The sequence below is a fragment of the Streptococcus iniae genome (genome assembly GCF_030732225.1).
In the GTDB taxonomy this organism is placed as follows: domain Bacteria; phylum Bacillota; class Bacilli; order Lactobacillales; family Streptococcaceae; genus Streptococcus; species Streptococcus iniae.
The window spans coordinates 1,136,780-1,154,820 of sequence record NZ_CP132230.1 but is presented as its reverse complement, the minus strand read 5'-3'; the positions used below and the strand labels follow the sequence as shown (position 1 = coordinate 1,154,820).

Genomic DNA, 18,041 nt, shown 5'->3' with positions numbered 1-18,041 from the left:
AAACTAATGAGTGAAGCAATTATTGCTAAAAAAGCTGAACTGGTCGATATTGTTGCTGAAAAAATGAAAAACGCAGCAAGTATCGTAGTTGTTGATTCACGTGGTCTTACAGTTGAACAAGATACTGTTCTTCGTCGTTCATTACGTGAAGGTGGCGTTGAATTTAAAGTTATCAAAAATTCAATTTTGACACGTGCGGCTGAAAAAGCTGGTCTTGATGACTTAAAAGAAATTTTCGTTGGACCATCTGCAGTAGCATTCTCAAACGAAGATGTTATCGCACCAGCTAAAGTTATCAACGATTTTGCTAAAACTGCTGACGCACTTGAAATCAAAGGTGGAGCAATCGAAGGTGCTGTTTCTTCAAAAGAAGAAATTATGGCTCTTGCGACATTGCCAAACCGCGAAGGTATGCTTTCTATGTTACTTTCAGTACTTCAAGCACCTGTCCGCAACGTTGCATACGCTGTTAAAGCTGTTGCAGAAAGCAAAGAAGACGCTGCTTAATGCGTCAAGCTGTAACCTTGGTTACATATAAACTATACAATTAACAATTTGGAGGAAATTACAATGGCATTGAACATTGAAAACATTATTGCTGAAATTAAAGAAGCTTCAATTCTTGAGCTTAACGATCTTGTAAAAGCTATCGAAGAAGAATTTGGTGTAACTGCAGCTGCTCCTGTAGCTGCTGCCGCTGCTGGTGGTGCTGAAGAAGCTGCTAAAGATTCATTCGACGTTGAATTGACATCTGCTGGTGACAAAAAAGTTGGCGTTATCAAAGCTGTACGTGAAATCACAGGTCTTGGTCTTAAAGAAGCTAAAGGTCTTGTTGACGGAGCACCTGCTAACGTTAAAGAAGGCGTTTCTGCAGCAGAAGCTGAAGAACTTAAAGCTAAACTTGAAGAAGCTGGAGCTACAATCACACTTAAATAATCATTTAATGATTATTTAAGGCTGAAAGCCTAGTTTTAACCCCCACTAAGAGAAATCTTAGTGGGGGTTTTTATTATGTGACTTTTAGTCCGTTTCACTCCGAAGGTGTGAAACAAAAAACCACCCGCTATGCGGGTGTGCATCAAAGGTTACACCCAAAAGACTCCTAACGCGGTACAATATAGGTGTTCAAGCCAATTGTAAAGCGAAAGGAGTCAAAATATGGCACAGAAGGCACATAGCTTATCACACACAAAGTGGATGTGTAAATATCACATTGTGTTCCCCCCTAAGTATAGACGAAAAATAATCTATAATCAATACAGAAGTAGTCTCGGTGAGATTTTTCAGAGACTGTGTAGCTATAAAGGTGTAGAAATAATTGAAGGTCATTTGATGCCAGACCATGTCCACATGTTGGTAAGTATTCCCCCAAGAATTAGTGTTTCAAGTTTTATGGGATATTTAAAAGGAAAAAGCGCACTCATGATGTTTGATAAACACGCCAATCTCAAATATAAGTTTGGTAATCGACATTTTTGGGCTGAAGGTTATTATGTAAGTACAGTTGGATTGAATGAAGCCACAATAAAAAAATACATACAAGATCAAGAGAAACATGATATAGCAGTGGATAAATTAAGTGTAAAAGAATATGAATGAATAGGTTACACTAAACTAGACAGAAATTATAAAGTGTTCTACACTTAAGAAAAACGGGAGAAAAACCATGTCTAGAAAAGTACGTCGTCACTTCACCGATGATTTTAAGCAACAAATTGTGGACCTTTACAATGCTGGTAGAAAGCGTAGCAGCCTCATCAAGGAATACGAGCTAACCCCTTCCACCTTCGATAAGTGGGTTAGACAAGCCAAAACAACTGGTTCATTCAAGTCTGTTGATAATCTGACAGATGAACAGCGGGAGCTAATTGAACTCAGGAAACACAATAAAGAACTCGAAATGCAATTAGATATCCTAAAGCAAGCGGCAGTGATTATGGCACAAAAAGGGAAATAATCACTGCTAATAAGGCTAAATACAGCATTTCAAAGATGTGTCGCTGGCTGAATATGCCACGCTCAAGTTATTACTATCAAGCCGTGGAGTCAGTATCTGAAACGGAGTTTGAAGAAACTATTAAAAGAATTTTCCTCGAGAGCGAGTCCAGATACGGATCCAGAAAAATCAAAATATGCTTGAATAACGAAGGTATCACACTTTCACGGCGTCGGATTCGACGCATTATGAAGCGACTCAATTTGGTTTCTGTTTATCAGAAAGCCACCTTCAAACCACATTCTAGAGGCAAGAATGAAGCCCCTATTCCCAACCACTTAGACAGGCAGTTTAAGCAAGAAAGACCACTACAAGCCTTAGTCACTGACTTAACCTATGTTCGTGTAGGCAATCGTTGGGCTTATGTTTGCCTCATCATTGACCTATACAACCGTGAAATCATCGGCCTGTCTCTTGGTTGGCACAAGACCGCTGAACTCGTTAAGCAAGCCATACAAAGCATCCCTTACGCCCTGACCAAAGTCAAGATGTTCCATTCAGATCGTGGCAAAGAGTTTGATAATCAGTTAATTGATGAAATATTGGAAGCCTTTGGAATCACACGTTCGCTTAGTCAGGCTGGTTGTCCTTATGACAATGCCGTAGCTGAAAGTACGTATCGTGCTTTCAAAATTGAATTTGTTTATCAAGAAACCTTTCAATCGCTGGAAGAACTAGTTCTTAAGACTAAAGACTATGTTCATTGGTGGAATTACCACCGCATTCATGGTAGTCTCAACTACCAAACACCAATGACTAAAAGATTAATTGCCTAGAAAAACACTTTATAAATGTTGTACAGAAAAGTGTTGCCTTTTCAGAAGATCCCTTTAGGGATAGTGGCAAGTAATACAAAGGCCTCTTTGAGAGGCAAGTGACGAGTCAAGAGCAATAAGGCTTGAACAAAGTGAAAGCCAGCGCCTTTAGACGCTGGCTTGTATTCTGGGCTTATAGCCCTTGTTCAAACCACCCGTTAGACGGGTGGTTATGATTCATTAATGAAACAATCTTATTTCTAAAATAAAGATTAAATTCCATGAACTTATAACTTTAATTATATTTAATTTCTTGAGATACTGTCAATAATTTTGTGTAAACACGAGAGTAGAGTTTTTGAATATTAGTCAAATAAGCTATCAAGTGTGTCAAAACATACTCCGAATCCTTTATGAATACGAGCTCCGAACTTAATGTTATAGTCTTCGAAAATACTTACAAGGCATCGTTCTAAGGCTTCTTCATTTGGAAAAACCACCCTCTTCTTGCTTTGTCGCTTGATTTCTTTATTGAGTGATTCAATCAAGTTTGTAGAGTAAATACTAGACCAAATGTGATGTGGAAATTGATAGAAAGTTAGGAGATTTTCAGTTGTTTCAAGTGATGTCATAACCTTTTTGTAACGAGGTTTCCACTCAGAAACAAATTGTTCCAATAATTTAATAGCCTCCTGTAAATTTGTGGCACGATAAATCTGCTTGAACTGATTTAGAATAGGTGCCCTATCTACTCGTTTGCCCTTACTGGAGATATTGCGACCAATGTGAACCAGACACCGTTGCTGTTTAGCCATTGGATAGGCTTGTTGGATGATTTGATCCACACCGTTAAGCCCGTCTGTAACAACTAGAGAAACTTGCTTAAGTCCTTGATTTTGTAGCCTCTTAAGAAGATCTGACCAAGAGACATTATTTTCATTAGGAGCAATCTCATAGCCAAGAACTGATTTATACCCTTCGGGCGTGATACCAAGTGCAATGTGAATACATTCTTTACTGACCGTACCTTGTCGCAAGGGTAAGTAAGTTCCGTCTAGATACAAGACTGAGTAGTTAGTTTGAAAGGAACGCTCATGAAAGGCAGTGACACTTTCTTGGGTCACTTTTGTGATATTTGAAACCGTTGCTGGACTGTAGTGGTGACCATACATGCGCTCAATAATGTCACTGATTTCGCGTGTCGTAACGACAGTTTGATAGAGTTTAATCACCATCTCTTCCAAGTGGTCATCTCGTCTAGCATAAGATGGTAATAAAACTGGTGAAAACTCGCCATTTCGATCTCTTGGAATGATTAAATTGACTAAGCCATACTTCGTTTCAAACTGTCGAGAGTAAGTCCCATTACGGCTATTACCTGTATTGTAACCTTCTTTTTTATATGGCTCATATCCAAGGAAAGCTGATAGTTCAACCTGCAAGAGGTCATTCATAGCTATTTCTAAAGAGGATCGAAAGAATTCATCAATATCTTGTTTTTGCGCTAGGAAGTTAAGTAATTCTGTGGTAAACTGAGTCATGGGAATAAATCTCTTTCTAGTGAAGTGTCGTAACTCTACTATACAGGATTTATTCCTTTTTTGTGTTTACACAAGATATTTTACACTACCTAAAATAGTGGTATTTACCAACGAAATTGATCAATTTTTTTAAAATAGGTTCCATAATTTCTGTAGTGGCTAAATACACCGCAGAGATTATAGAGTCAAAAATGCTTATGATTACTTGAAAGTAAAAAAAAGACATCAGAGTATGACTCTCTTGTCTTTTTTTCTTTTTTTATTGTGTGATAGTGGCCATAAGAATTTCTGCTGTCGTGTTTGGTAGAATGCGTACTCTGTTAAGAGAGAGTAATCCATCTGCAGCGCTAGCAAGGCCTTCATTTGTTGTAACCCCTAGTTTATAGTTTAGTCGGCTTGCAATTTCTAGGGTTTTATCACTGTAACGACCAGCAGGGTATGCAATGGCGATCGTTTTTTGACTCAATTCTTTGTCTAGAAATTCCATGGAATCTTGCATTTCAAAGTTTTGTGTAACTTCATTTTGTTGTGATAAATCAGGGTGGTTAACAGTGTGATCTTGGAAAGACATGCCGTGTTTTTTCATTTCTTTCATCTGATCAATGGTCAGGTTGGCAACACTATTATTTTGTGTAAAGCCAGTAATGACATTATTTGTAGCCTTGGCCTGGTATTTTTTCAAAATAGGATAAGCTACTCTATAAAAATCAATCATGCTGTCGTCGAAAGTTAGCCAAACTACTTTATCACTAGGCAATTCATTTTTGCTCAGAACGCGGTAGGCTTCCTCTGGACTTAGGAAATAGTAGCCTTGCTCAGAAAGTTGCTTAATGTGACTTTCAAAAACATCAGGAGCAACAATTAAATTAGCACTTGCAGCTTCCTCTGGGGCCATGTTATGAATGGCATGATACATTAAAATTGGTATTTTAACGGGTTGTTCTGCTTTAGTCCAAGTTGTTTTGTTCTTTGTTTGATTAGTGTCTTTTTTTATGTTGTTTTTGACTTTAGGATTAGTTGAGACCTGACTTGTTTTATCTTGAGTTGTTGTTTTAGAGAATTGCAAAGAATCCTTATAATGAAATACAAAAAAACCAAGTGCTACTATTAAAAAAGAAAGAAGAAATAGAAAAACTTTTCGTTCCTTTTGTTGACGTTTTCGTCTGTTATTATGACGCATTCAGAAGACTCCTATGACTTTATTTTTTTTATTATAACATGTTTTGTCTTATAATGAATCAGAAAATAGTTGAAGTCTTACAGAATTAACATTCCCATATATCACATTAAATGAATTTTTGGTATAATAAGCAAGGTAAGACTGTTAAAAGTCTCCTGAAATAGTAGTAAAAGGAGTTATAGATATGCCTATAAAAATTGCCTTATTAGGATTTGGTACGGTTGCTAGTGGACTGCCTTTTTTATTGACGGAAAATTATTCCAAGATAAGCGATGCAGCAGGTGATGACATTGTCATCTCAAAAATCTTAGTTCGAAATGAAAATGAAAAAAATCGATTGATGGGTTTAGGCTATACCTATGAATTTGTAACATCTATTGACGATATTTTAGAAGATCCAGAAATTACTATAGTCGTTGAATTAATGGGCCGCATCGAGCCTGCAAAGACATTTATTTGCCAGGCGCTTAGGGCAGGCAAGCATGTTGTTACTGCGAATAAGGACTTAATTGCATTGCATGGTAAGGAAATGCGTTCTTTAGCTCAAAAAGAGGGGCTCGCCTTTTACTATGAGGCTGCTGTTGCTGGTGGCATTCCGATATTAAGAACATTGGCGAATTCCTATGCTTCTGATAAGATTACAAAACTAATTGGGGTTTTAAATGGAACCTCCAATTACATGATGACTCAAATGGTTGATAAAGGTTGGACTTATGAACAAGCCTTAGCTAAGGCACAAGAACTTGGCTATGCTGAGAGTGATCCAACTAACGATGTTGAAGGGATTGATGCTGCCTATAAAGTAGCAATTCTAAGCCAATTTTCCTTTGGGATGGACCTTGATTTTGAACAAGTGTCTCATAAAGGGATATCATCTATCAGTGCTAAGGATGTTACTCTTGCACAAGAATTAGGTTATGTTATTAAACTACTTGGTTTTATTGAAGAAACAGCTTCAGGGATTTCAGCTGGTGTTTCTCCTACTTTTATTCCTGAAAAACACCCATTAGCCAGTGTTAATGGTGTCATGAATGCCGTTTATATTGAGTCAATTGGAATAGGACAATCCATGTTATACGGACCAGGTGCTGGTCAAAAACCGACAGCAACATCTGTAATGGCTGATATTATTCGAATTGCACGTCGCCTTAAGGAAGAGACAATTGGTAAAGCATTTAATGAATTTAAAAGTGAAACAGTTTTAGCCAAAGCAGCAGATATTGTCAGTTCCTATTATTTCTCATTAGAAACACCGGATAAACCAGGACAATTGTTGCGTATTGCTGACATTTTTAACCGTTATAATGTGTCCTTTCAACAAGTCCTTCAAGAAAAGGCTCAGGGAGAAAAAGCAAGATTGGTAATCATCACACATGACATGAATCAACTTCAAGTAAATGCTGTGCTCAAAGATATTCAACAAGTTAAAGATTTTTCTTTGATTAACCAATTTAGAGTATTAGGAGATTAACATGATCATTAGAGTTCCAGCAACCTCAGCAAACATAGGTCCTGGTTTTGACTCCCTAGGAATTGCTATTTCAAGATACCTAGACATACATGTTTTAGAAGAAAGTCACCAATGGGTTATTGAGCATGACCTTGGGGATGTGCCTCATGATCAGGAAAATTTATTAATTCAAACAGCCTTAAAAATCGCTCCCAATATTAAAGCACATCGCATTAAAATGGTGTCAGAAATTCCATTAGCAAGAGGCTTAGGGTCATCATCATCAGTCATTGTAGCTGGTATTGAATTAGCCAATCAACTAGCAGATTTAAAGCTTAGTCAAGAACGTAAATTAACCATTGCTACACAAATAGAAGGGCATCCAGATAATGTGGCTCCTGCTATTTTTGGCCAAATGGTTATTGCCTCACAATTTGCTGGACAACTGGACTACGTTAAGGCAGCCTTTCCTGATGTGAGTTTGATTGCTTTTATCCCTAATTATGAGTTGAAAACATCAGATTCCAGAGGCGTTTTACCACAGCAACTTTCCTATAAACAGGCGGTATCAGCCTCCTCTATTGCTAATGTGGCTATTGCAGCTCTCTTAACAGGTGATATGGAAAAAGCAGGCCGAGCCATTGAAAATGATCAATTTCATGAAGTCTACCGTCAAAAACTCGTAAAAGAGTTTCAAGAAATTAAACTTGTGTCTAAAAAGAACGGGGCATTTGCCACTTACTTATCAGGAGCAGGGCCAACTGTTGTTTCTCTTTGCCCAAATCAAAAAGCAGCTCAACTTTTAGAGGAATTAACAAAGCTTCAGTTGAATGGGGAAATTTGTCAGCTCACTATTGATAATGAGGGTCTCAGAGTTCTCTAGTTAATGAGGAGACACGGTGATGGAGTGGCTGTTGATGTGTATCAGCAACCACTTTTTTTAAGATAAATAATGAAAGGGGAATCATGTCCTATCAGAAAAGTTTAGATTGGATACATGCCCAGGATAAATTTTCCATAAAACCAGGCTTAGAGAGAATGTTTTGGGTTCTTGAAAAACTTGGAAACCCTCAAGAAAAAATCAAGGGGATTCATGTTGTTGGAACAAATGGCAAAGGTTCAACCGTTAATAATCTACAACACATTTTTTCTGCGTCAGGTTATGAGGTTGGGACCTTTACATCACCTTTTATTATGGATTTTAAAGAACGTATTGCCATTAATGGTCAAATGATTTCAGAAAAGGATTTGGTGTTTTGCGTCAATCAGATTCAGCCACTTGCCGAGCGTCTTCCAAAGGAAACTGATTTCGGCCAAGCGACAGAGTTTGAGATAATCACACTGATTATGTTCCATTACTTTGGCCAGATTCACCCTGTTGACATTGCTATAATTGAAGCTGGCTTAGGTGGGACCTACGATTCAACGAATGTTTTTCAGGCTTTAGCTGTTATTTGTCCTTCAATTGGCTTAGACCACCAAAATATTTTGGGGGATAGCTACGTTGAAATTGCCAGCCAAAAGGCTGGCGTTATTAAAGGTAAAGAGCCTGTTGTTGTTGCTATTGATAAGATTCAGGCTTTGGCTGTTTTTCAAAATCAAGCTGACAAGTATGGGGCTAATCTGTTAGCATTTAAGACGGATTTTTCATTAGAAGCAGACGGTCAATCCTACAGTTTCAAGTCTTCAATTGCAGAGATAGAAGGCATTCAACCCGCTATGCCAGGACATCATCAGCTTTCAAATGCTGCACTAGCTATTATGACAAGTCTCTTACTAAGCGACAGTTATCCCAAAGTTACAGAAAAAACCATTAAAATTGGGATTTCTGAGAGTTATTGGTTGGGAAGAACGGAGCTTCTAGCTGATAATCTGATGATTGATGGTGCCCATAATAATGAAAGTGTTCGTGCACTCGTTTCCTTGTTAAAAGAGAAATATGGCCATAAAAGGATTCATATCCTATTTGCCGCTATTGACACCAAACCCATTGAGGAAATGCTTTGTTTGTTGGAGAACTTTGATGATTTAACGGTTACAAGTTTTGACTATCACAATGCTTATCCGCTTGATAACTATCCAAGTCAATATGCCAAAGTTGAAGACGTTAAGGACTGGTTATCAGCTAGGTCTCTGGCAAAAAAAGATGACTTTTATGTGATTACAGGTTCCTTGTATTTTATTTCACAGGTGAGACAAGACTGGTTTAAGCAAAAATTACGTTAAGATATAGAAAGAACGAGGAAAAATACCTTTGGTAAACCTTGAAAAAGCAGAAGCTGCAATTTACGATTTATTAGAAGCTTTGGGAGAGAATCCTCAGCGTGAAGGCCTTTTAGATACACCAAAACGTGTGGCTAAAATGTACCAGGAAATGTTTTCTGGATTAGAACAAGATCCCAAAGAACAATTTACAGCTGTCTTTACTGAGAACCACGACGATGTGGTTATTGTAAAAGATATTCCTTTTTATTCCATGTGTGAACATCATTTGGTCCCTTTTTATGGCAAAGCACATATTGCTTATTTACCTAGTGATGGTCGTGTGACTGGTCTTAGTAAATTAGCAAGAGCTCTTGAAGTTGCAAGCAAGCGTCCGCAGTTGCAGGAACGTTTGACAGCACAGGTCGCTGATTCTTTGGTAGAAGCGCTTAATCCCAAAGGGGTTTTTGTCATGGTGGAAGCACAGCACATGTGTATGACGATGAGAGGCATCAAAAAACCTGGTAGTCTGACCATCACAACAACAGCCAGAGGGATATATAAAGATAATCAAGCAGAAAGAAAAGAAGTATTAGCACTTATTAAAGAACATTAGGAGGCTAAGATGAAGATTGGGCAACATATAATTAATGGCAATGCTGCCATTATGGGCATTTTAAACGTGACACCAGACTCATTTTCTGACGGCGGGGCATATACTGATATTGAAAAAGCTCTTGAGCAAACACGTGAGATGATTGCGCAAGGGGCTACAATTATTGATGTTGGTGGGGAATCAACACGTCCTGGTTATGACGTTGTTGAAGCAGAAGACGAAATTGAGCGCGTGGTTCCAGTCATAAGAGCAATCAAGGAAAAATATGATGTTTTAATTAGCATTGATACCTATAAGACGCAAACAGCTAGAGCAGCGCTTGAAGCAGGTGCCGACATTTTAAATGATGTTTGGGCAGGCTTATATGACGGCCAAATGTTTGACTTAGCTGCCAAGTATAATGTTCCAATTATTCTTATGCACAATCAAGAAGAGGAAGTCTATCAAAATGTAACTCAAGAGGTTTGTGACTTTCTAACAGAACGAGCAAGACTGGCTCTTGAAAAAGGAGTTCCAAAAGAAAATATTTGGATAGATCCCGGTTTTGGTTTTGCCAAAAATGCTGAGCAGAACATAGAGCTTCTAAAAGGCTTAGAAAGTGTTTGTCAAATGGGTTACCCGGTACTTTTTGGCATCTCTAGAAAGCGAACAGTTGATTACCTTATGGGGGGGAATACCAAAGCTTTGGACAGAGATGAGGCTACAGCAACCCTATCAGCATATGCTTTAAGTAAGGGCTGTCAAATGGTAAGGGTACATAACGTTGAAGCAAATCGTCAGATTGTTTCTGTTATTGAGCAATTAATGTGAGGTTATATGGATAAAATTCTTTTAAATGGTTGTCGTTTTTATGCTTATCACGGGGCGCTTGCTGAGGAGCAGGTTCTTGGTCAGATTTTTATGATTGATATGGAACTCTACCTTGACTTAAAAAAAGCTGGTCACAGTGATAAGGTTGACGATACGGTTCATTATGGTTTAGTCTATGAAGCAGTTAAGGCTGAGGTTGAAGAAAGCAAGCACGCTTTGATTGAACATCTTGCTGAAACAATTTGTCAAAAATTATTTAAGGCTTTTCCCTTAATTGATGCTATGAAAATCAGAATTATTAAAGAAAATCCTCCTATTGCAGGGCATTATCAATCTGTTGGAGTAGAAATCGAGAGAAAACGATGAGTAATGTATACCTTAGTTTAGGAAGTAATCAAGGGGATAGTTTTACTATTTTAAATAAGGCTATCTCAGCTTTAGGAAATATTAAAGAAACAAAGCTTTTAACTATTTCCTCTTTTTACAAAACACCTGCTTGGGGGAAAACTGATCAATCTGATTTTCTAAATCTAGCAGCTTATCTTGAAACTGAATTAGATGCTCAATCTTTTTTGCAAGCTTGTCAGAAAATTGAAAGGGATTTAGGAAGAGTCAGACATGAAAAATGGGGACCACGTACAATTGATATTGACATTCTATTATTTGACCATTTAACAATTCATTCTGACAATTTAATTATTCCCCATCCTTATATGACTCAAAGGGCTTTTGTTCTAGTTCCTTTATTGGAAATCAATCCTAAACTAAGCCTTGATGGTAAAGGAGATTACCTAAAAAATTATTTAGATAAGTTGGACCAATCCGATATCATTCTTCAGTCAAAAAATTGCTAAATTTTCAAAGTAAGTTCCAGCTCCTGTAGGAGCGGAATTTAGCCTGATAAAAATTGATAAAACCAGTGGAAATCCGTCTCAAAGTAAGTTCCACTGGTTTTTATCATGATCGATTTTATAAGCTTTTAAACCATCTTTTCTCAGAAAAAAGTGTACACAAAATCCCTTAATCTGAAAGCGTTTCAGATTAAGTTCCGCTATGGTGGAAGTTAGTGTGAGACGTTTGAGGGAATTAGATTTATATTTTTATATTAGATTTTGTCTTTCAAGAGTATCGGAGATTGGCAGACTTTCGCTGCCGGAATTTTAGTAATGCCAAGTAGACTGGCGACATTTTCTCCATATGTAAAGCAGAATAGTTCATAAGCAGACTTTCCGTTTAGAGACTGCCTTTTCACGCTGTTGATATGCGATAGGGTTAGATTGATATCTTCTTGAGTTAGCGTATCAAATGATGTTCCTTTGGGAAGTATATCTCTGATGAGGGTATGATTCTTCTCGATTCTAGCTTTTTGGTCAGAACGGTTTGGGTCACAGAAGAAGAGCTGAGACTGTCCTTTGACGTCAATCTCGATTTCATCTACTCTAGCGAATTCTCCCCCGTTATCTGTTAGGATGACTGGAAATAACTCAAAGAAGTCCACATGATTGTCATAGAGTGTCCTCTTAATGGCTTGGATGTGTTTAGCTGTCTCAATAGCTGTTTTAGAGTCCATCAGTTTGGCAAAGATGAAGTTACAAAAGGAGACATTGAAAGTCAGAAGAACCTTTCCTCCAACCCGTCCAATGACTGTATCCATCTCAAGCCAGGAGCTGAGTTCTGTCTGGTTCATGTAGTCTAAGAAGTCCTCGTAACGTCTCCCTTCTTTGTTGGCTTTGGGAATAGGAGGAAGCGTCATTTTACGTCTTTGCTTGAACTTCACAGCTCTAGGCAGATCGATAGGTGCGATAGATAAGTAGCCTTTCTTGATATGGCGATAAACAGTTGAAGAACTGACATCAAGCTTATTTGTTTTGAGGATGTGATAGATACGCTGTCCCTTTTTGACTCCTTTAGAAACTACCTTGTCCATCTCCCAAAAGGTTTCTTTATTAAGTGGAGTACCTTCTCTGGCTTGGACAAGGAGTTGTTCGTAGTTTTTCTGAGCTTGCTTAGCATAATAGAAGATTTTCTTGTAACCGCAGTTGATTCTCCTTTTTGGGCACCCATTACAAACATAGGGAGCTTTTTTCAAGAGGGGACAATCTAGACAGTTCTTAGAACCATCTCTGAATTGCTTATTTCGTTTGACTTCCTTAGCGATTGTAGTAGGGTCTTTCTGGAGTTTTAGTCCAATGGATTTAAAGGTTTCTCCTCTATCCAAACCTGATTGGACGTCGTTACGGTCTGAGAGGGTTAAGTGTTTATGTTTTGTCAAGATAGATATTCTCATTTCTAACTCAAACGTCTCAGACTTAATTCCACCATAAAAATCCTTCTCACACTAACTTCCGGTTTCTAACCCTAAGTGGAACTTACTTTGAGAAATTACAAGTCAAAAAATTCCTCAAACTGATGGAAAAAAATATCGTTATTTTTAATAAATTTTGATATAATATTATTGGCCTTGTGCCAATTTTTTTTGATTAAATTGAGTCAAAAATTGACTAGTAATGATTTGGAAAGATGCTTATGACTATAAATGAACTTGATGGAATTGATATCCGGATTGATGAACCTTTAAAAAATTATACCTATACGAAAGTCGGTGGTCCTGCAGACTATCTTGCCTTTCCCCGCAACCGCTATGAATTAGCCCGTATTGTAACCTATGCCAACACCAATAATATCCCTTGGCTTGTTCTTGGTAATGCTAGTAATCTTATTGTTCGTGATGGTGGGATTCGTGGCTTTGTTATTATGTTTAACAAGTTAAATACTGTTACCGTTGATGGTTATACCATTGAAGCTGAAGCAGGTGCTAATTTAATTGAAACCACTAAAATAGCTCGTTTTCATAGTTTGACTGGTTTTGAATTTGCTTGTGGTATTCCTGGAAGTGTTGGTGGTGCCATCTTCATGAATGCAGGAGCCTATGGTGGAGAGATTGCTCATATCTTTTTATCAGCTAAAGTGTTAACCCCAAAAGGCGAGATTAAAACCATTTCTGCAAGAGAGATGGCATTTGGTTATCGTCAATCTAGCATTCAACAAAGTGGTGATATCGTTGTTTCTGCAAAGTTTGCCTTGAAGCCAGGAAATCATGAGCAGATTACACAAGAAATGAATCAACTGAATCACCTTAGACAGCTTAAGCAACCTTTGGAATACCCATCTTGTGGTTCTGTTTTCAAAAGACCACCAGGGCATTTTGCTGGTCAATTAATCATGGAAGCAGATTTAAAAGGCTATCGTATTGGTGGTGTTGAAGTTCCTGAGAAACATGCTGGTTTTATGGTTAATGTTGATAATGGAACGGCTCAAGATTATGAAAATTTAATTGCACATGTGATTAAAAGTGTTGAAAAAACTTCTGGAATAAGTCTTGAACCTGAAGTTCGTATTATCGGAGATTACCTTAATTAATAAAAATGAAAGTGTCATGGAGGATTTATGACAATTGACTAAACCAATTATCACATTTAATAATGTTTCAAAAACATTTGAAGACAATGGAACCCAAGTTTTAAAAAATATTAATTTCGAACTTGAAGAAGGCAAGTTTTACACCTTGCTTGGTGCTTCAGGATCTGGAAAATCCACCATTTTGAATTTAATTGCTGGACTGTTAGAAGCAAGTAGCGGCGATATTTATTTGGATGGCCAAAGAATTAATGATGTGCCAATCAGCAAGCGTGATGTTCACACTGTTTTCCAAAACTATGCCCTCTTTCCGCATATGAATGTTTTTGACAATGTTGCCTTTGCCTTGAAGTTGAAAAACCTGCCTAAAAAGGAAATTGCTAAACGTGTTCAAGAAACTCTTAAAATGGTTCAACTAGAAGGTTATGACAAACGCCCTATTCAGAAATTATCTGGTGGTCAAAGACAACGTGTTGCTATTGCGCGTGCTATTATTAATCAGCCTCGCGTAGTCTTATTAGATGAACCTCTTTCGGCATTAGACCTTAAATTGCGCACAGAAATGCAATATGAGTTACGTGAATTGCAACAACGCCTAGGGATTACTTTTGTTTTTGTTACCCATGATCAAGAAGAAGCCCTTGCTATGAGTGACTGGATTTTCGTCATGAACGACGGAGAGATTGTACAATCTGGAACGCCAGTTGACATTTACGATGAACCCATAAACCATTTTGTAGCAACCTTTATCGGCGAGTCTAACATTATTAATGGGACAATGATTGAGGACTACTTGGTTTCTTTTGATGGCAAGCGTTTTGAGTCAGTAGATGGTGGTATGAAACCTAACGAACCTGTTGAAATTGTCATTCGTCCAGAAGATCTCCAAATCACATTGCCTGAAGAAGGTAAATTGCAAGTTAAAGTAGATACCCAATTATTCCGTGGCGTTCACTATGAAATTATTGCATATGACGATCATGATAATGAATGGATGATTCATTCAACACGTAAGGCAATTGAAGGGGAAATTATTGGTTTAGATTTCACACCAGAAGACCTTCATATCATGAGACTTAATGAAACTGAAGAAGAATTTGATGCCCGTATTGAAGAGTATGTCGAAACAGAAGAACAAGAAGATGGCTTGATTAACGCCATTGAGGAGGAGAGAAATGAAGAAAACCTCTAAGCTCTATTCTGTTCCTTATTTTTTATGGATATTGCTTTTTGTGCTTGCTCCAGTTGCTCTTTTAATTTACAAATCTTTCTTTGATATTCAAGGTCATTTCACTTTAGCTAACTACCGAACTTTCTTTAGCTCATGGACCTACATTAGAATGAGTTTCAATTCAATTTTCTATGCAGGTCTTATCACGCTTGTGACCTTATTGATATCTTACCCAGCGGCTTTCTTTTTGACAAAACTAAAGCATAAGCAATTATGGCTAATGCTAATCATTTTACCTACTTGGGTAAATTTGTTACTGAAGGCTTACGCTTTTATGGGAATTTTTGGCCAGCAAGGTGGTATTAATGCCTTTTTAGAATTCATTGGAGTTGGCCCACAACAAATCTTATTTACAGACTTTTCGTTTATTTTTGTAGCTTCCTATATTGAGTTACCTTTCATGATTTTGCCAATTTGTAATGCTTTGGATGATATTGATGATAATGTCATTAATGCTAGTCGTGATTTGGGAGCAAGCGAGACTCAAACCTTTGCAAAAGTGATTTTCCCTTTGTCTATGAATGGTGTTCGAGCTGGTGTGCAATCTGTTTTTATACCAAGTTTGAGTCTTTTCATGTTGACTAGATTGATTGGTGGAAATCGAGTAATTACTTTGGGAACTGCTATTGAACAACATTTCTTGACAACGCAAAACTGGGGAATGGGGTCAACCATTGGTGTCATTCTGATTTTAGCCATGCTAGCTATTATGTGGTTTACAAAGGAGAGAAGTAAATGAAAAAATTTGCAAAAATTTACCTAGCTTTTACCTTTGTCTTACTCTATGTGCCCATCTTTTATTTGATTTTCTTCTCCTTTAATAAAGGAGGAGATATGAACGGTTTTACAGGTTGGACATTGGAAAACTATAAGACAATGTTTGAAGATAGTCGCTTAATGGCCATTCTTTTACAAACTTTTGTGCTAGCTTTTCTAAGTGCCTTAGTAGCCACTTTTATTGGCACCTTTGGGGCAATTTTCATTCACGATATGCGTAAAAAATATCAAAATAGCCTGCTTTCAACGAACAATGTCCTTTTAGTTTCTCCTGATGTTATGATCGGAGCCTCTTTTTTGATTCTTTTTACAACACTTAAGTTTCAACTGGGAATGGGGTCAGTACTTTTAAGTCATATTGCCTTTTCAATTCCTATTGTTGTGCTCATGGTTTTACCAAGACTAAAAGAAATGAATCAAGATATGATTAATGCAGCTTTTGATTTAGGAGCAAGTCAATTTCAAATGTTAAAAGAAGTGATGTTGCCTTATTTGACTCCTGGAATTATCGCGGGTTATTTTATGGCATTCACATACTCACTAGATGACTTTGCTGTGACCTTCTTTTTAACTGGTAATGGCTTTACAACCCTCTCTGTTGAGATATACTCACGGGCTCGACAAGGAATTTCCTTAGATATTAATGCCCTATCGACAGTTGTTTTTCTCTTTTCTATTCTTTTAGTGATTGGTTACTATTATATTTCAAAAGACAAGGAGGATAAGAATGCGTAAACTCTATTCATTCGTAGCAGGTGTTCTTGCTATCATTATCATCCTCTCTGGACTAGCCTTTTTCCTAGAAAAACAATCGGGATCAGGTAAACAGTCGGATAAACTTGTTATTTATAACTGGGGGGATTACATTGACCCTGCTTTGCTTTTGAAATTTACCAAGCAAACTGGGATTCAAGTTCAGTATGAAACCTTTGATTCTAACGAGGCCATGTATACTAAAATCAAGCAAGGTGGTACCACATACGATATTGCTGTACCAAGTGATTACACCATTGATAAGATGATTAAAGAAAATCTTTTGGTCAAATTGGATAAGAGCAAACTTAAGGGAATGGAGAACATTGGTCATGAATTTTTGGCTAAGAGTTTTGACCCTAAAAATGATTATTCGATTCCTTACTTCTGGGGTACTGTTGGTATTGTCTATAATGATAAAATGGTTGAAAGTACTCCAAAACATTGGGAAGATTTGTGGCGTCCTGAGTATCGTAATAATATCATGTTAATTGATGGGGCACGGGAGGTCATGGGACTTGGCTTGAATACCTTTGGTTACAGTCTTAATTCTAAGAACAAACAAGAATTAGGGCAGGTCAAAGAGCATCTGCAAGACTTGACACCGAACATTAAGGCCATTGTTGCTGATGAGATGAAAGGTTACATGATCCAAGGAGATGCAGCTATTGGTGTCACTTTCTCTGGTGAAGCTAGTGAGATGCTTGATAGTAATAAAAACCTTCATTATGTAGTACCAGAAGAAGGATCAAACTTATGGTTTGATAATTTTGTTTTTCCAAAAACCATGAAGCATGAAAAAGAAGCCTATGCTTTTATAAACTTTATGTTAGACCCTAAAAACGCAGCGCAAAATGCAGAGTATATTGGTTATGCAACACCTAATAATAAAGCCAAAGAACTTTTACCTGATGACATTAAAAATGACAAGGCCTTTTATCCAAGTCAACAAATCATCAATAAATTAGAAGTTTACGACAATCTTGGCCAATATTGGTTGGGTTATTATAATGACCTTTACTTACAATTTAAAATGTACCGAAAATGATAACTAAGAAAAAAGAGCTCAAATGACACTGCATCCATCAAATGAGACACAAGAAAAACACTCCTGAAGAATTCTAGTAAACTAGAAACAGGAGTGTTTTATTATGATCAAAAAAGCCAATTCATTTTCATTAGAAACGAAGTTATCTTGCATCAAGATGAAGAATGCAGCCAAATCAAAATGCTCATTATGGAGACCTTAGGCATCAAAAATGCGCAATAGACAAAAATTGATTAGGCACTAAAAATTAACCTTTTGGTGTCAC

At 37.3% G+C, this 18,041-nt stretch carries 19 protein-coding genes; 16 read left to right on the top strand and 3 right to left on the bottom strand.

All coding sequences use genetic code 11. The features are described 5' to 3' along the window. Positions 1-6 precede the first annotated feature (6 nt). From rplJ to Q9317_RS05715, 4 genes are all read left to right on the top strand, one after another. On the top strand, positions 7-507 hold the full coding sequence (gene rplJ / locus Q9317_RS05730; RefSeq protein WP_003099802.1) for a 50S ribosomal protein L10: 501 nt from the start codon (positions 7-9) through the stop codon (positions 505-507). A 63-nt stretch (positions 508-570) separates the two neighbouring features. Then, positions 571-936: a 50S ribosomal protein L7/L12 gene (rplL, locus tag Q9317_RS05725; RefSeq protein WP_003099800.1), complete on the top strand. Its 366-nt coding sequence runs from the start codon at positions 571-573 to the stop codon at positions 934-936. Between the two features lie 222 nt (positions 937-1,158). Further along, complete coding sequence (gene tnpA, locus Q9317_RS05720; protein ID WP_003099798.1) at positions 1,159-1,599, top strand: IS200/IS605 family transposase; 441 nt, start codon at positions 1,159-1,161, stop codon at positions 1,597-1,599. Between the two features lie 67 nt (positions 1,600-1,666). Next, a protein-coding gene (locus Q9317_RS05715; RefSeq protein ID WP_089180059.1) for an IS3 family transposase occupies positions 1,667-2,772 on the top strand; the annotation gives its coding sequence in 2 pieces (ribosomal slippage) (positions 1,667-1,943 and positions 1,943-2,772; 1,107 coding nt in all). Between the two features lie 344 nt (positions 2,773-3,116). Here the strand turns inward: Q9317_RS05715 and Q9317_RS05710 are convergent. Further along, a complete protein-coding gene (locus tag Q9317_RS05710; protein ID WP_003099056.1) occupies positions 3,117-4,292 on the bottom strand; it encodes an IS256 family transposase in 1,176 nt (391 codons plus the stop codon). A 259-nt stretch (positions 4,293-4,551) separates the two neighbouring features. Then, positions 4,552-5,472 (bottom strand): polysaccharide deacetylase family protein, encoded by a 921-nt coding sequence (locus tag Q9317_RS05705; RefSeq protein ID WP_003099793.1) that lies wholly within the window; start codon positions 5,470-5,472, stop codon positions 4,552-4,554. A 184-nt stretch (positions 5,473-5,656) separates the two neighbouring features. Here Q9317_RS05705 and Q9317_RS05700 point away from each other — a divergent pair, with 184 nt between their 5' ends. The 7 genes from Q9317_RS05700 to folK all read left to right on the top strand — a co-directional run bounded on the left by Q9317_RS05700 (position 5,657) and on the right by folK (position 11,404). Next, on the top strand, positions 5,657-6,943 hold the full coding sequence (locus tag Q9317_RS05700) for a homoserine dehydrogenase (RefSeq protein WP_003099788.1): 1,287 nt from the start codon (positions 5,657-5,659) through the stop codon (positions 6,941-6,943). Position 6,944: 1 nt separating this feature from the next. Further along, positions 6,945-7,805, top strand: a complete 861-nt coding sequence (thrB, locus tag Q9317_RS05695; protein WP_003099786.1) for a homoserine kinase — start codon at positions 6,945-6,947, stop codon at positions 7,803-7,805. Positions 7,806-7,888: 83 nt separating this feature from the next. Further along, positions 7,889-9,148 carry a bifunctional folylpolyglutamate synthase/dihydrofolate synthase gene (locus tag Q9317_RS05690; protein ID WP_003099784.1) on the top strand — a complete coding sequence of 420 codons (1,260 nt, stop codon included), beginning with the start codon at positions 7,889-7,891 and terminating at the stop codon, positions 9,146-9,148. Positions 9,149-9,176: 28 nt separating this feature from the next. Next, on the top strand, positions 9,177-9,740 hold the full coding sequence (folE, locus tag Q9317_RS05685; protein ID WP_003099782.1) for a GTP cyclohydrolase I FolE: 564 nt from the start codon (positions 9,177-9,179) through the stop codon (positions 9,738-9,740). 9 nt (positions 9,741-9,749) lie between these two features. Then, positions 9,750-10,550 (top strand): dihydropteroate synthase, encoded by an 801-nt coding sequence (gene folP / locus Q9317_RS05680; RefSeq protein ID WP_003099781.1) that lies wholly within the window; start codon positions 9,750-9,752, stop codon positions 10,548-10,550. 6 nt (positions 10,551-10,556) lie between these two features. Beyond that, a complete protein-coding gene (folB, locus tag Q9317_RS05675; protein WP_003099779.1) occupies positions 10,557-10,916 on the top strand; it encodes a dihydroneopterin aldolase in 360 nt (119 codons plus the stop codon). Next, on the top strand, positions 10,913-11,404 hold the full coding sequence (gene folK, locus Q9317_RS05670; protein WP_003099778.1) for a 2-amino-4-hydroxy-6-hydroxymethyldihydropteridine diphosphokinase: 492 nt from the start codon (positions 10,913-10,915) through the stop codon (positions 11,402-11,404). The genes folB and folK overlap by 4 nt, the downstream gene beginning before the upstream one ends. Before the next feature lie 251 nt (positions 11,405-11,655). Here the strand turns inward: folK and Q9317_RS05665 are convergent, their stop codons facing one another. Beyond that, positions 11,656-12,822, bottom strand: a complete 1,167-nt coding sequence (locus Q9317_RS05665) for an IS30 family transposase (RefSeq protein WP_003099776.1) — start codon at positions 12,820-12,822, stop codon at positions 11,656-11,658. A gap of 254 nt (positions 12,823-13,076) precedes the next feature. Between Q9317_RS05665 and murB the strand changes: the two genes are divergently transcribed. Genes murB through Q9317_RS05640 form a run of 5 tightly spaced genes read left to right on the top strand, consistent with a single transcriptional unit; the run spans position 13,077 to position 17,776 of the window. Next, entirely contained in the window at positions 13,077-13,970 is an 894-nt protein-coding gene (gene murB, locus Q9317_RS05660) for a UDP-N-acetylmuramate dehydrogenase (RefSeq protein WP_003099774.1), read from the top strand. Positions 13,971-14,004: 34 nt separating this feature from the next. Then, positions 14,005-15,159: an ABC transporter ATP-binding protein gene (locus Q9317_RS05655; RefSeq protein WP_003099772.1), complete on the top strand. Its 1,155-nt coding sequence runs from the start codon at positions 14,005-14,007 to the stop codon at positions 15,157-15,159. Then, positions 15,143-15,937: an ABC transporter permease gene (locus Q9317_RS05650; RefSeq protein WP_121791514.1), complete on the top strand. Its 795-nt coding sequence runs from the start codon at positions 15,143-15,145 to the stop codon at positions 15,935-15,937. The genes Q9317_RS05655 and Q9317_RS05650 overlap by 17 nt, the downstream gene beginning before the upstream one ends. Beyond that, positions 15,934-16,710, top strand: coding sequence for an ABC transporter permease (locus Q9317_RS05645; protein ID WP_003099768.1), 777 nt, complete (start codon positions 15,934-15,936; stop codon positions 16,708-16,710). Before Q9317_RS05650 ends, Q9317_RS05645 begins: the two co-directional genes overlap by 4 nt. Then, positions 16,703-17,776 (top strand): ABC transporter substrate-binding protein, encoded by a 1,074-nt coding sequence (locus Q9317_RS05640; RefSeq protein WP_003099766.1) that lies wholly within the window; start codon positions 16,703-16,705, stop codon positions 17,774-17,776. Before Q9317_RS05645 ends, Q9317_RS05640 begins: the two co-directional genes overlap by 8 nt. Positions 17,777-18,041 lie beyond the last annotated feature (265 nt).

Bases quoted from the DNA above. Each gene is read 5' to 3' on its own strand.
- rplL (WP_003099800.1), top strand. From the start codon at position 571: ATGGCATTGAACATTGAAAACATTATTGCTGAAATTAAAGAAGCTTCA.
- Q9317_RS05690 (WP_003099784.1), top strand. From the start codon at position 7,889: ATGTCCTATCAGAAAAGTTTAGATTGGATACATGCCCAGGATAAATTT.
- Q9317_RS05645 (WP_003099768.1), top strand. From the start codon at position 15,934: ATGAAAAAATTTGCAAAAATTTACCTAGCTTTTACCTTTGTCTTACTC.
- murB (WP_003099774.1), top strand. From the start codon at position 13,077: ATGACTATAAATGAACTTGATGGAATTGATATCCGGATTGATGAACCT.
- folK (WP_003099778.1), top strand. From the start codon at position 10,913: ATGAGTAATGTATACCTTAGTTTAGGAAGTAATCAAGGGGATAGTTTT.
- Q9317_RS05640 (WP_003099766.1), top strand. From the start codon at position 16,703: ATGCGTAAACTCTATTCATTCGTAGCAGGTGTTCTTGCTATCATTATC.
- Q9317_RS05700 (WP_003099788.1), top strand. From the start codon at position 5,657: ATGCCTATAAAAATTGCCTTATTAGGATTTGGTACGGTTGCTAGTGGA.
- folB (WP_003099779.1), top strand. From the start codon at position 10,557: ATGGATAAAATTCTTTTAAATGGTTGTCGTTTTTATGCTTATCACGGG.
- Q9317_RS05705 (WP_003099793.1), bottom strand. From the start codon at position 5,472: ATGCGTCATAATAACAGACGAAAACGTCAACAAAAGGAACGAAAAGTT.
- Q9317_RS05710 (WP_003099056.1), bottom strand. From the start codon at position 4,292: ATGACTCAGTTTACCACAGAATTACTTAACTTCCTAGCGCAAAAACAA.
- rplJ (WP_003099802.1), top strand. From the start codon at position 7: ATGAGTGAAGCAATTATTGCTAAAAAAGCTGAACTGGTCGATATTGTT.
- tnpA (WP_003099798.1), top strand. From the start codon at position 1,159: ATGGCACAGAAGGCACATAGCTTATCACACACAAAGTGGATGTGTAAA.
- Q9317_RS05650 (WP_121791514.1), top strand. From the start codon at position 15,143: ATGAAGAAAACCTCTAAGCTCTATTCTGTTCCTTATTTTTTATGGATA.
- folP (WP_003099781.1), top strand. From the start codon at position 9,750: ATGAAGATTGGGCAACATATAATTAATGGCAATGCTGCCATTATGGGC.
- thrB (WP_003099786.1), top strand. From the start codon at position 6,945: ATGATCATTAGAGTTCCAGCAACCTCAGCAAACATAGGTCCTGGTTTT.